Annotated in this window: 8 protein-coding genes and 2 pseudogenes; 8 read left to right on the top strand and 2 right to left on the bottom strand. The window is 73.2% G+C overall.

Annotated features, from left to right (window positions below):
• Positions 1–150: 150 nt before the first annotated feature.
• A pseudogene (locus OOK34_RS19670) lies at positions 151–420 on the top strand (RNA-guided endonuclease TnpB family protein); the annotation flags it as partial.
• Positions 420–677, top strand: a pseudogene (locus OOK34_RS19665) (TetR/AcrR family transcriptional regulator); the annotation flags it as partial. The pseudogenes OOK34_RS19670 and OOK34_RS19665, both read left to right, overlap by 1 nt.
• Before the next feature lie 18 nt (positions 678–695).
• Here the strand turns inward: OOK34_RS19665 and OOK34_RS19660 are convergent.
• Positions 696–3,683: a bifunctional [glutamine synthetase] adenylyltransferase/[glutamine synthetase]-adenylyl-L-tyrosine phosphorylase gene (locus OOK34_RS19660; RefSeq protein WP_267035166.1), complete on the bottom strand. Its 2,988-nt coding sequence runs from the start codon at positions 3,681–3,683 to the stop codon at positions 696–698.
• A gap of 190 nt (positions 3,684–3,873) precedes the next feature.
• On the opposite strand from OOK34_RS19660, the gene OOK34_RS19655 reads away from it, so the two are divergent.
• The 3 genes from OOK34_RS19655 to OOK34_RS19645 all read left to right on the top strand — a co-directional run bounded on the left by OOK34_RS19655 (position 3,874) and on the right by OOK34_RS19645 (position 9,241).
• The gene (locus OOK34_RS19655; protein ID WP_267035165.1) at positions 3,874–6,117 is read left to right on the top strand and encodes a PIG-L family deacetylase; all 2,244 of its coding nucleotides are present in this window, start codon (positions 3,874–3,876) and stop codon (positions 6,115–6,117) included.
• A gap of 280 nt (positions 6,118–6,397) precedes the next feature.
• The gene (locus OOK34_RS19650) at positions 6,398–8,473 is read left to right on the top strand and encodes a PIG-L family deacetylase (RefSeq protein ID WP_267035164.1); all 2,076 of its coding nucleotides are present in this window, start codon (positions 6,398–6,400) and stop codon (positions 8,471–8,473) included.
• Between the two features lie 57 nt (positions 8,474–8,530).
• On the top strand, positions 8,531–9,241 hold the full coding sequence (locus tag OOK34_RS19645) for a hypothetical protein (RefSeq protein ID WP_267035163.1): 711 nt from the start codon (positions 8,531–8,533) through the stop codon (positions 9,239–9,241).
• Positions 9,242–9,292: 51 nt separating this feature from the next.
• Here OOK34_RS19645 and OOK34_RS19640 read toward each other — a convergent pair whose 3' ends face one another.
• The gene (locus OOK34_RS19640) at positions 9,293–10,654 is read right to left on the bottom strand and encodes a glutamine synthetase family protein (RefSeq protein ID WP_189963779.1); all 1,362 of its coding nucleotides are present in this window, start codon (positions 10,652–10,654) and stop codon (positions 9,293–9,295) included.
• A 175-nt stretch (positions 10,655–10,829) separates the two neighbouring features.
• Here OOK34_RS19640 and OOK34_RS19635 point away from each other — a divergent pair, with 175 nt between their 5' ends.
• The 3 genes from OOK34_RS19635 (at position 10,830) to OOK34_RS19625 (ending at position 12,597) form a co-directional block, all read left to right on the top strand.
• Entirely contained in the window at positions 10,830–11,204 is a 375-nt protein-coding gene (locus OOK34_RS19635; protein WP_267035162.1) for a hypothetical protein, read from the top strand.
• A gap of 71 nt (positions 11,205–11,275) precedes the next feature.
• Positions 11,276–11,926 carry a DUF3105 domain-containing protein gene (locus tag OOK34_RS19630; protein WP_267035161.1) on the top strand — a complete coding sequence of 217 codons (651 nt, stop codon included), beginning with the start codon at positions 11,276–11,278 and terminating at the stop codon, positions 11,924–11,926.
• Entirely contained in the window at positions 11,923–12,597 is a 675-nt protein-coding gene (locus tag OOK34_RS19625; protein WP_267035160.1) for a DUF305 domain-containing protein, read from the top strand. Before OOK34_RS19630 ends, OOK34_RS19625 begins: the two co-directional genes overlap by 4 nt.
• Positions 12,598–12,669: the final 72 nt, after the last annotated feature.

Genomic DNA, 12,669 nt, shown 5'->3' with positions numbered 1-12,669 from the left:
CTACACCCAGCTCTTCGAGGTAGGCAGTGGCGGAGCAGCCAATTCCGGTGATCGCGGGATCATATGTGCGGAATACCGGAAACTCCGTGAGTATCGGTATACGCCAGTAGGGTTAACCCACCCAGCCGAGGCCAGGCAGCAGGAGGGGCGATGCGCCGTGCGTACCGATTCCTCCTCCGCCCAACCCTGCGACAAGTGCACGCCCTGACGGAGATGCTGCGCGACCATGGCTCGCTCTACAACGGGGCTTTGCAGGAGCGCCGGGATGCCTGGCGACACTCTTCGCGGACCAGCGTCAAGTACGGCATGCAGTCGGCACAGCTCAAGGAGATCCGGACAGCCGACCCGGAGCATCAGGGCCGATGGTCGTTTTCGTCCCAGCAGGCCACGCTCCGGCGCCTGGACAAGGCGTTCGCCGCCTGCTGCGGGCGGCGGGTTTCGCCGAGCCGCAGGTGATGCCGCTGCTGACCGGCCTGGAGAACCTGGTCCTGGGCTCGGCGCTGGACCTGGCGGCCCCCGAGGCCATGTGGGAGCCGTCGCCGCAGACCCCGCTGCTGGCGGGCGCCCTGGTGGCGGTCGGCCCGGGCCGGGCGGACGCGGCCTTCGACTTGGCGCTCGCGGCGTTCCTCTCGTACGCCCGCACCCTGCGGGGCGGTGCGGCGGCCGGGACCGCCTGACCGCTGGGGGTGGCCGGGCTACCCGCCGTAGAACAGTTCGTCGACCACCGCGCGGGCGCGGCGGGTGATGCGGCGGTAGTCGTCCAGCATCTCGCCGACCCGGCCCTCCGGGTAGCCCAGGTAGCGGCCGACGGCGGCCAGTTCGCGGGCGTCGGAGGGGAAGGTGTCCCCGGCCCGGCCGCGCACCAGCATGACCGCGTTGCGGACGCGGGTGGCGAGGACCCAGGCCTCGTCGAGGATCTGCGCCTCCTCGGTCGGGATCAGCCCGGCGGCGTGGGCGGCGGCCAGGGCCTCGCGGGTGCGGGTGGTGCGCAGGCCCGGTTCGGCCCAGGCGTGCCGCATCTGGAGCAGCTGGACGGTCCACTCGACGTCGCTGAGCCCGCCGCGGCCGAGTTTGGTGTGCAAGGTGGGGTCGGCGCCGCGCGGCAGGCGTTCGGACTCCATCCGGGCCTTGAGGCGGCGGATCTCGCGGACCGCGTCCTCGCCGAGGCCTTCGGCCGGGTAGCGCAGCGGGTCGATCAGCTCGATGAAGCGGCCGCACAGCTCGGTGTCGCCGGCGACGGGCTCGGCGCGCAGCAGGGCCTGGCTCTCCCAGGTCAGGGACCAGCGCCGGTAGTAGGCGGCGTAGGAGGAGAGGGTGCGTACCAGGGGCCCGGAGCGGCCTTCGGGGCGCAGGTCGGCGTCGATGAGCAGCGGCGGGTCGGCGGTGGGCAGCTGGAGGAGCCGGCGCATCTCGGCGATGACGGTCTGGGCGGCCTTCGCGGCCTCCTGTTCGTCGACGCCCTCGCGGGGTTCGTGGACGAAGAGCACGTCGGCGTCGGAGCCGTAGCCCAGTTCGTGCCCGCCGAAGCGGCCGACGCCGATGACGGCGAAGCGGGTGGGGAGGGTCTCGCCCCAGTGGTCGCGTACGGCGGCGCGCAGGGCTCCGGCGATGGTGGCGGCGGTGAGGTCGGAGACGGCGTCGCCGACCCGGTCGACGAGGGCTCCGGGGTCCTTCTCGGCGGGGCTGTCCTCGGTGCCGTAGGAGGCGATGATGTCGGCGGCGGCGGTGCGGAACAGCTCGCGGCGGCGCACGCCGCGGGCGGCGGCGACGGCGGCTTCCCCGCTGTCGGCGCGGCCGACGGCGGCGAGCACCTCCTGTTCGAGGGCCTCGTGCGTACGGGGCTCCAGGCCTTCGGGGTCGCCGAGCAGGGCGACGGCCTCGGGGGCGCGCAGGAGGAGGTCGGGGGCGAGGCGTCCGGCGGAGAGCACGCGGGCGAGGTTCTCGGCGGCGGCGCCCTCGTCGCGCAGCAGGCGCAGGTACCAGGGGGTCTTGCCGAGGGCGTCGGAGACCTTGCGGAAGCCGAGGAGTCCGGCGTCCGGGTCGGCGGAGTCGGCGAACCAGCCGAGGAGGACCGGCAGCAGGGTGCGCTGGATGGCGGCCTTGCGGCTGACGCCGGAGGCGAGGGCTTCGAGGTGGCGCAGTGCGGAGGCCGGGTCGGCGTAGCCGAGGGCTTCGAGGCGCTGGCCGGCGGCGCGCGGGGAGAGCCGGGTCTCGCCGGGGGCGAGCTGGGCGACGGCGTCGAGCAGCGGGCGGTAGAAGAGCTTTTCGTGGAGGCGGCGGACGACGGAGGCGTGCCGGCGCCAGGCCTTGTTGAGTTCGGCGACGGGTTCGGTGCGCAGGCCCATGGAGCGGCCCAGGCGCCGCAGGTCGGACTCGTCCTCGGGGACGAGGTGGGTGCGGCGCAGCCGGTAGAGCTGGATGCGGTGTTCCATGGCGCGCAGGAAGCGGTACGCGTCGTGCAGCTGGGCGGCGTCGGCGCGGCCGACGTAGCCGCCGGCGGCGAGGGCGTGCAGGGCGTCGAGGGTGGTGCCGGAGTGCAGGGTGGCGTCGCTGCGGCCGTGGACGAGCTGGAGCAGCTGGACGGCGAACTCGACGTCGCGCAGGCCGCCGGGGCCGAGTTTGAGTTCGCGGTCGACCTGGGCGGCGGGGATGTTGTCGACGACGCGGCGGCGCATCTTCTGGACGTCGGCGACGAAGTTCTCGCGCTCGGCGGCCTGCCAGACGAGCGGGGTTATGGCGGCGACGTACTGGGCGCCGAGGTCGGTGTCGCCGGCGACGGCGCGGGCCTTGAGGAGGGCCTGGAACTCCCAGGTCTTGGCCCAGCGCTGGTAGTAGGCGAGGTGGGAGGCGAGGGTGCGGACGAGGGGGCCGTTCCTGCCCTCGGGGCGGAGGTTGGCGTCGACGGGCCAGATGCTGCCTTCGACGGTGGTCTCGGAGCAGATCCGCATGAGGTGGGAGGCGAGGCGGGTGGCGGCCTGGAGGGCCTTGCCCTCGTCGGCTCCGGGGGCGGCGTCGCCGACGAAGATCACGTCGACGTCGGAGACGTAGTTGAGCTCGTTGCCCCCGCACTTGCCCATGGCGATGACGGCGAGGCGGCACCGGGCGGCGTCCTCGGGGGCGGCGGCGCTCGTGATGCGCAGAGCCGCGCGGAGGGTGGCGGTGGCGAGGTCGGCCAGCTCGGCGGCGGTCTGGGCGACGTCGGTGGTGCCGCAGACGTCGCGGGCGGCGATGGAGAGCAGGCAGCGGCGGTAGGCGATGCGCAGGGCGACGGGGTCGTGGGCCTCGGACAGCCCGTGTTCGAACTCGGCGAGCCCGGGGTGCAGGTCGGCGGCCTCGTAGGTGACCAGGGCCTGCCAGTCGCGGGGGTGGCGGGCGAGGTGGTCGGCGAGGGCTTCGGAGGCGCCGAGCACGCCGAGGAGGCGGTCGCGCAGGGGTTTGGCGCTGACGAGGGTGTCGAGGAGCAGGGGCAGCTCCTCGGGGGTCTGGGCCTCGGCGAGGCGTACCAGCCCGTGCAGGGCGAGGTCGGGGTCGGCGGTGGCGCCGAGGGCGTCGAGGAGGACCGGGTCGGCGCGTACGGAGGCCAGCGCGTCGGCGTCGAGGAGCCGGGCCGCGTGGGTGGGGTCGGTGAACCCGCTGCGCAGCAGCCTGATGAAGGTGCTGCTCCTGCGTCCCGGGACTGTCATCCCGCCGCCTCCCGAGTGCGTCGCTGCCGTGTGGTCCGGCCGGCCTGGGAGCGAGCCTAGCCGGAGCAGGCGTTCGACTCACCGGACGCCGTGGCCGATATCATGAGGCGGATTATCGGATTATCTGTTTACTTGTAGATCTATGCCTGAGGGGGCCCGGTCCCCATCCGACCGGCCGCGAGGAGCCCCCATGTCCGACGGACCCGTCCGCTCCGTCGCGACGCCCTCCTCCGGCCGCTCCGCCACACAGGACCGAGAGCCGTCCTCCACCACCGCCGGACCGCTCCCCCAGCAGCGCGGGGCCACCGGGGCGGACGGCGGGCCCGGCCCGGAGACCGCCGGGGGCCGGGGCCACCCGCTCGCCCGGAAGATCGTCAAGGTCGTCGGCTTCTGCGCGGCCACCGCCGCCGGCAGCATGCTCATACTCCGGGGCAACGAGGCCCTCGCCGGCCTCGACGCGCCCACCACCGCCGATTCCAGGGCCACCACCGCCACCGCCGCGGACGCCCCCGACCCCGGCCGGGTGCTCCAGATCGTCGCCCACCCCGACGACGACCTGTACTTCATGAACCCGGACCTGCGGTACTCCATAGCCGCCGGCCACCCCGTGACCTCCGTCTACCTCACCTCCGGCGAAGCCGACGGCATCAACGCGGGCGCCGCCCAGCAGGCCTCCACCCCGCCCAACAAGCCGGCCTACGCCGAGGCCCGCCAGAACGGCATCCGCGCCGCCTACGCCAAGATGGCCACCGGCGACCGCAGCAGCGCCTGGAAGCGCACCGTCGTCCCGACCAAGGGCGGCGGGCAGGCCGAGGTCGACATCCTCGTCGCCAAGCCCGAGGTGAACCTGGTCTGGCTGCAGCTGCGCGAGGCGGGCAACGTCTACGCGGACGTCCCCGACAGCCTCCACGGCCTGTGGGACGGCCGGGTCCCGCACCTGGAGTCGGTGCTCGCCTCCGGCAGCCCGGTCAGGCACGGGTTCACGTACACGAAGGACCAGGTCGTCCGGACCATCGAGGGCATCCTCGAGCGGTACCGGCCCACCACCGTCCGCGCCCAGGACCCGACCCCCGGCCGCTTCCAGGACACCAAGCGCTACACCGACCACCAGGACCACTTCTACGGCGCCCGGTTCGTGCAGATGGCCACCGAGGCCTACGCGCGGGAGGTCAAGGACCGCCCGCACTTCGCGGTGCAGAACTACGTCGGCTACTTCAACGGCTCCCTCCCCAGCGCACTCGACCCCGGCGAGGCCAAGGAGAAGCTGGACATCCTGGGCACCTACGCCTGGCTCGACAAGGAGAACCACTGCGGCAGCGACGCCGGCTGCGGCGACCTCAAGGTCGCCGACCACCCGTCGGGCAACCGCTGGACGCAGTCCATCAACTACGCGCGCGGCACCGGCACCTCCTGGCTGGCCTCCGATGGGGACCGCGGCCTGTGGGCCTTCACGGTGCTCGACGGGCAGGTCGCCCTCTGGCACCGCAGCGGCCTGATCGGCGGCTGGAGCGGCCCCCGCCTGCTCCCCGGCACCGGCATGGACCAGGGCGTCTCCACCGCCACCCTGGCGGACGGCCGGATAGCCGCCTTCGGCACCCGCACCTCCTTCGGCACCAGGCCCGCCGACTACCTGCGCGAGGTCGTGTACGCCGTCCAGCGGGCCCCCGGCTCCGCGGAGTTCGGGGAGTGGCGCTCGCTCGGCACCCCGGAGGGCGCCGACGACGCCTGGACCTCCGACATCAGCGCGCCCGCCGTGTCCGTCGACGGCGCCGGCGCTCTGGCCGTGTACGTGCGCGACGGGGCCTCCACCCTGCGCGGCCGCGTCCAGCGCCCCGACGGGGAGTGGGGCCCGTGGGAGGGTCACGGCGGATCCGACCTCCAGGGCACCCCGGTCACCGCGACCGACGGGGCCGGGCGGCGGATGGTCTTCGCGACCACCACGAAGTCGGTGACCGGCTGGGCGCAGCCGCAGCCAGGCGCCCCGCTCGGCCCGGCCACCCCCACCGGGCTGCCGGACACCACGCTCGCGCTGACGGCGCACGGGCGCGAGGGCGGGATACGGCTGTTGTTCCGCAAGCCGGGCTCGGGCAATGCCCGCACCGCCCTGGTGACGGGCGACGGCGGGCTGAAGGTGAGCGGCCTCACGGACCTCGGCGGGCTCCAGGGCTTCGGCTCGCTGACGGCGAGCGGGCACCTGCTGGCGGGCCGCTCGGCGGGCGGGCAGCTCGGCTCCGACCTCGGCCCGGACGGGGCGTGGCAGCGCTCGCCGCTGATGTTCGTCGGGGCCCCGTCGAGCACGATGACGGGGAAGAACCTGGTCAGCCTGGCCGTGGTTGGCCTCGACGCGCGGCTGTACGTCACCTCCTCGGCGGACGGTTCCGACGCGCACCTGGCGCCCTGGCAGCCGGTGGGACCGCGCAACAGCGCCCCGTAGGAACGCGGAAACCCCCACCAGCCAGACATTTCCCCCTTTTGACTACCAACACCCCGTAACACCCCGCACCAGGGCCTTCCTTGCCCGGCGGGGTGCGTCAACCGCGTCCACGATCCGGGCAGATGGGCGGCGGAGGGGCCCGGACAGGGCACAATCACAACCGGTCGTTTCCGGAAAGCATGCGTCATCGGCGAAATCGGTGAACCAACTCCCCCGATTTGGCCTCTCACTGACTGAACTGCGGTTCTTCCTGCCCGAAGCGACCTCAAGAGGCGTGACCATGCCCCTTTCCCGCCGCCGCTTCCTCCTCGCGGCCGTGGTGCCCATGCTGACCCTGGGCGCCTCCGGTGTCATCGCCGTCGCCTCCGGCCAGCAGACCGCGGCCGAGACGAGCCAGGGGAAGAACCCGGCCGCCGCCCTCCCCGCCAGCACCACCTCCGGCACGGTCGTCCAGATCGTCGCGCACCCCGACGACGACCTGTTCTTCATGAACCCCGACCTCAGCCGCTCCCTGCTGGCCGGAGTCCCGGTCACCACCGCCTACCTCACCTCCGGCGAGGCCGACGGCCGCAACGAGGCCCGCGGCGGCGAGGCCAAGGACCCCGAGCAGCCGGCCGACCGCGCCCACTACGCGGAGGCCCGGCAGAACGGCATACGCTCCGCCTACGCGCAGATGGCCACCGGCGACCGCACCAGCGCGTGGAAGCGCACGGTCATACCCACCGCCGGCGGCGGACAGGCCGAGCTCGACGTCCTCGTCGCCCGCCCGCAGGTCAACCTGGTCTGGCTCCAGCTGCGCGAGGCCCGCAACCCGGCCGCGCAGAACCCGGACAGCCTGCGCGGCCTGTGGAACGGCGAGATACCGGCGCTGGGTGCCCAGCTGACCACCGGCACCCCGGTCAAGCAGCAGTTCTCGTACACCAAGGACCAGGTCGTCCAGTCCATAGCCGGGATCCTGGAGCGGTACCGGCCGACGACGATACGGATGCAGGACCCGACGCCGAACCGGTACGCGGACACCGGCAAGTACACCGACCACCAGGACCACATGTACGGGGCCCGCTTCGTACAGGCCGCCACCGCGCTGTACGCCGAGCGGGTCGCGGACCGGCCGCGGTTCTCGGTGCAGAACTACCTCGGCTACCACAACGGCACCCTCCCCCACGCGCTGGACCCGCAGACCGCCGAGACGAAGATCGGCTACCTGAAGACGTACGCCTGGCAGGACCGCACCGACTACTGCGGCTCCCCCTCGGGCTGCGGCGACCGCAAGGTGGCGGGCAGCCCCACCGGCCGCCACTGGGCCCAGTCGCTGCGCTACGCCCGCGCCGACAACACCTCGTGGCTCGCCGAGGGCACCGCCGGCCGGCTCTGGGCCTTCGCCGCGCTGGACGGCCGGATGGCCGTCTGGAACCGCGACCGGGCCGGGGCCTGGACCGGGCCCGCCCTGCTCCCCGGCACCGGCATCGACCCCGGCGCCACCACCGCCCGCCTCCCCGACGGCCGCATCGCGGTCCTCGCCACCCGCACCACGCTCGGACCCCGGCCGGCCGACTACCGGCGCGAGGTCGTGTACGCCGTCCAGGCCGCGCCCGACGGCCCGTTCGGGGCGTGGCTCTCCCTCGGCACCCCCGAGCCCGGTGACGAGGCCGGCACCTCGGCCATCAGCGCCCCCTCGGCCGCCGTCGACGCCGGGGGCCGCCTCACCGTCTACCTCCGCGACACCCGCCGCACCCTGCTCGCCCGCGTCCAGGAGCCGTCGGGCGGCTTCACCGACTGGCAGCGCCTGGGCGGCGAGGACCTGCAGAGCGACCCGGTCTCGGTGGTCGACACCGCCGGGCGGCGCCACGTCTACGCCACCACCACCCAGTCGGTGCTGGCCTGGACGCAGCCCGCCCCCGGCGCCCCGCTCGCCGGGCCCTTCCCCACCGGGCTCCCCGCCACCACGGTCCCCCTCTCGGCGGCCCGGGACGGTGCGGGCGTGCGGCTCTACTTCCGCCGCCCCGACTCCGGGGTGGTCCGCAGCGCGCTGGTCACCGCGGGGCCGGGCGCCCCGCAGGTCTCGAGCGTCTCCGAGTCCGGCGGCCGGGCGGGCTACGGCGCGGTCGGCGTCGCGGGCCGCCTCGTGACGGGCCGCGCGGACACCGGCACCATCGCCGCCACCACCCTCGGCGGCCCGCCCGCCTGGACGGAGTCCCGGATGCTCTACGCGGGCGCCCCCTCAGCGGTCCTCGACCCGGCCGGCACCACGACCACAGCGGTCCTGGGCCTGGACGCCCAGCTCCACACCACGACGACCGCCCCCACCACCCCCCGTCCCACCTGGCACCCGGCGGTCGTCCCGCCCCCGGCCTGACCCCGCCGATATCCTGGGAGCGGCATCGGGGGCTTTCCCGTCACGGAGGGCAGCACGATGAACCGGCACCGCCACCTCACGCTCCTCGCCGCCCCGCTCCTCGCCTCCTCGGTCGTCCTCGCCCCCGCCCTCGCGGCCCCGGCCGCCTCGGCGGCCCTGCCCGCCGCCTTCTGCGAGCTGGTGCCGGGCGCGTCCGGCGGGCAGGGCGGGGAGACCTCGTACGACCTGCGGCTGAGCGGGTTCGCGCCGGGCCAGTCGGTCACGATCGACGGACCGCGGACGAACCTGCGCACCCGGGTGGACGACCAGGGCTCCTTCGACAAGCAGGACGTCCGCTACGGCAAGTACAGCGTCAGCTCCAAGGGCGGCCGCATCGGCTGCGCCACACCGCCCCGGGAGAAGCACGACGGCGGCAGCGGCAAGCAGAAGGTGCAGGTCACCAAGGTCGAGGTGCTCACCCTCACCAAGTCGGGCACCGTGGTCGACTGCACCAAGCCGGTCAAGGCCGCGTTCGACGGCAAGATCACCGCGGTGGGGAAGGGCGACGTCCGCTACTTCTGGACCTTCGCCTCCAGCAACGACCGCATAGGCGAGGGCACAGTCACCTTCGCCCTCGGCACGACGCAGAGCCACTCTCTGCTCAAGGTGGTCGAACTGGTCTCCTCGAACGGAAACCTGGTGACGACGTTCGTGACCTTGCACGTCCCCTCCGCGAACATGACCGAGCGGAGCGAGGATGTGAGCCTCACCTGCGCGCCGCAGCAGTGACTCCGGGCCGCCGGTCGGTGACCGGCGGCCCGGAGGGGTCCGGCGGAAGCCCTACAGCACCGGCAGGTTCTTGCGGAGTTCGAAGGCGGTGACCTCCGAGCGGTACTCCTCCCACTCCTGCTTCTTGTTGCGCAGGAAGAAGTCGAAGACGTGCTCGCCGAGGGTTTCGGCGACCAGCTCGCTGCGCTCCATCAGGGCGATGGCCTCGCCGAGGTTCTGCGGGAGGGGCTCGATGCCCATCGCGCGGCGTTCGGCGTCGGAGAGGGCCCAGACGTCGTCGTCGGCGCCCGCCGGGAGTTCGTAGCCCTCCTCGATGCCCTTGAGGCCCGCCGCCAGGAGGACGGCGTACGTCAGGTAGGGGTTGGCTCCGGAGTCGATCGAGCGGACCTCGACCCGGGAGGAACCCGTCTTGCCCGGCTTGTACATCGGGACGCGGATCAGGGCCGAGCGGTTGTTGTGGCCCCAGCAGATGTACGAGGGGGCCTCGCCGCCCGCGCCGGCGCTGCGGGAGGAGCCGCCCCAGATGCGCTTGTAGGAGTTGACCCACTGGTTGGTGACCGCGGCCGTCTCCGCCGCGTGCTTGAGCAGGCCCGCGATGAAGGACCGGCCGACCTTCGAGAGCTGGTACTCGGCGCCCGACTCGTAGAAGGCGTTGCGGTCGCCCTCGAAGAGGGAGAGGTGGGTGTGCATGCCGGAGCCCGGGTACTCGGAGAAGGGCTTCGGCATGAAGGTGGCCTGGACGCCCTGCTCCAGGGCGACCTGCTTCATCACCAGGCGGAAGGTCATGATGTTGTCGGCCGTGGACAGGGCGTCGGCGTAGCGCAGGTCGATCTCCTGCTGGCCCGGGGCGCCCTCGTGGTGGCTGAACTCGACCGAGATGCCCATGGATTCGAGCATGGTGATCGCCTGGCGGCGGAAGTCCATGCCCACGTTCTGCGGGGTGTGGTCGAAGTAGCCGGAGTTGTCGGCCGGGACCGGACGGGTGCCGTCCAGCGGCTTGTCCTTGAGCAGGAAGAACTCGATCTCCGGGTGGGTGTAGAAGGTGAAGCCCAGGTCGGAGGTCTTGGCCAGGATGCGCTTGAGGACGTAGCGCGGGTCCGCGAAGGACGGGGAGCCGTCCGGCATCAGGATGTCGCAGAACATCCGGGCGGTCCCGGGGGCCTCGGCGCGCCACGGCAGTATCTGGAAGGTGCTCGGGTCCGGCTTGGCGATCATGTCGGACTCGTAGACCCGGGCGAAGCCCTCGATCGCGGAGCCGTCGAAGCCGATGCCCTCGTCGAAGGCCTGCTCCAGCTCGGCGGGGGCGACCGCGACGGACTTCAGGAAGCCCAGCACATCGGTGAACCACAGGCGCACGAAGCGGATGTCGCGCTCCTCGAGCGTCCGGAGGACGAATTCCTGCTGCTTGTCCATGCCTTCATCCTCGCAGTTCAGACGATCTGTGCACCACCACCCCAAAGGGACGGGGAGCGCAGTCGGGCCCGTCCAGTATCGCCAGTGGTGGTTTCCGCCACATTACGCACCCCCCAAGGCCGATGGCACCCCCGCTCTGACCCAGGGCCCGTCATGAGCATTACCATCGGCGCCCATGGGGGGCTGGGAGCACACGCGCAGCGGGCGCCACGGGCGTCCCCTCCGTCGCGCCTCCCTCCTGCTGCTGATCGTCTTCGGGGTGGCGGCCGGCGTGGCGTTCCTGTGCGCGCGGCCCGCGGCGGAACCCGGACGGGTGCACGCCGGGCACGGCGCGCACGCCACCTGCGTGTCCCCGTACGACCTGCCGGGCTGTTCCCCGCTCTCCCACGTGACCCGGGCCGTGCTGCCCGCCCCGCCGCCCGCCGTGGCCCTGCCGCGGAGCGGACCGGCGCCCGCCGCCCGCCCGGGCTCCGCCGCGGGGCCGGTGCGGCCGCCCGGGACCCTCGCGCGCGCCCCCGGCCTGCACGTCCTGCAAGTGCTGCGGACCTGAGCGCTCCGGCGCACCAGACGGCACCACCGGCTCCACACCCACACCCCCCTCAGCAGAAGGAACCAGGGCACATGGCCAGCAGGACGTCAGACAAGAACTCCCGCCAGAACCGCATAGCCGAGATGCGCCGCGCCGACCGGGCGCGCGAGCGGCGCAACAAGTTCCTGGCGATCGGCATCTCGACGGCGATCGTCGCCGGACTCGTCGGATTCGGGTCCTGGCTGCTGATCGAGCAGAAGCAGAAGGAGAAGGACGAGCTGGCGGCGCGCAAGGCGCCGGTCTCCGGCGAGCAGACCTGGGACGCGAAGAACCTCGGCCGCAACCACGTCGAGACCCCGGTCAAGTACGAGATGAACCCGCCCGTCGGCGGCGACCACCACCCCCGCTGGATGAACTGCGACGGCGACGTCTACAAGAACCCGATCCCCGAGGTGAACGCCGTCCACTCGCTGGAGCACGGCGCGGTCTGGGTGACGTACAACGACAAGGCCGCCAAGGGCGAGGTCGACAAGCTCGCGGAGAAGGTCGGCAAGACCCCGTACACGCTGATGAGCCCCGACAAGGAGCAGGCCGGGGCGATCATGCTCAGCGCCTGGGGCAAGCAGCTGACGGTCGACACGGCGGACGACCCGCGCGTGGCGCAGTTTTTCACCAAGTACGTGCAGGGCCAGCAGACCCCCGAGCCGGGCGCCGCCTGCACCAACGGGCTGGCCGAAAAGTGACCCGTACGTACTGGGTGGCGGGCGCGGCCGTGGTCCTGGCCGTGCTGTTCGCGGTGGGGGCCACGGTCGCCACCGCGAACGGCCCGGACGGCGGCCGCGGCGGCTCCGCGGCCGCCGCCCCGGCCCTCCACTCGCCGGACGCGGGCTTCGCCCGGGACATGGCGGTGCACCACCAGCAGGCGGTGGAGATGTCCTTCATCGTCCGCGACCGCACCCAGGACGAGGCCGTGCGCGCGCTCGCGTACGACATCGCGAACACCCAGGCCAACCAGCGCGGCATGCTGCTGGGCTGGCTGGACCTGTGGGGGCTGCCGAAGGTGGTGGCCGACGAGCCGCCGATGTCCTGGATGGCGTCCGCGCAGGGGCACGGGGGATCCGCGGGCCACGGGGGGCACGCCGCCGCCAAGCCCGGCGCGCTGATGCCCGGCATGGCCACCAAGGAGGAGCTCGGGAAGCTCGGCGCGGCCGGCGGCCGGGACGCCGAGGTGCTGTACCTCCAGCTGATGACCGACCACCACAAGGGCGGCGTCGCCATGGCCGAGGGCTGCGCCCGCCAGTGCGGCACCCCGGCGGAGAAGGCCCTGGCGCAGGGCATGGTCGAGGCGCAGCAGTCGGAGCTGACCCTGATGGCGGACATGCTCCGCGGGCGCGGGGCCGCGCCGCGCGGGTGACGCGACCGCTCCCGGAGCGGGTGGGAGGGCGTGCGCGGACCGCCCTCTCACCCGTACGGCCCTGTACCCGTC

Origin of the sequence: Streptomyces sp. NBC_00091, from assembly GCF_026343185.1 — a bacterium.
Taxonomy (GTDB): Bacteria; Actinomycetota; Actinomycetes; order Streptomycetales; family Streptomycetaceae; genus Streptomyces.
The sequence above is the reverse complement of the archived record's forward strand: the minus strand, read 5'-3'. Positions and strand labels throughout refer to the sequence as shown.

Coding starts and splice junctions, on each gene's coding strand:
- OOK34_RS19630 (WP_267035161.1), top strand. CDS start 11,276: ATGGCCAGCAGGACGTCAGACAAGAACTCCCGCCAGAACCGCATAGCC.
- OOK34_RS19640 (WP_189963779.1), bottom strand. CDS start 10,654: ATGGACAAGCAGCAGGAATTCGTCCTCCGGACGCTCGAGGAGCGCGAC.
- OOK34_RS19645 (WP_267035163.1), top strand. CDS start 8,531: ATGAACCGGCACCGCCACCTCACGCTCCTCGCCGCCCCGCTCCTCGCC.
- OOK34_RS19655 (WP_267035165.1), top strand. CDS start 3,874: ATGTCCGACGGACCCGTCCGCTCCGTCGCGACGCCCTCCTCCGGCCGC.
- OOK34_RS19650 (WP_267035164.1), top strand. CDS start 6,398: ATGCCCCTTTCCCGCCGCCGCTTCCTCCTCGCGGCCGTGGTGCCCATG.
- OOK34_RS19635 (WP_267035162.1), top strand. CDS start 10,830: ATGGGGGGCTGGGAGCACACGCGCAGCGGGCGCCACGGGCGTCCCCTC.
- OOK34_RS19660 (WP_267035166.1), bottom strand. CDS start 3,683: ATGACAGTCCCGGGACGCAGGAGCAGCACCTTCATCAGGCTGCTGCGC.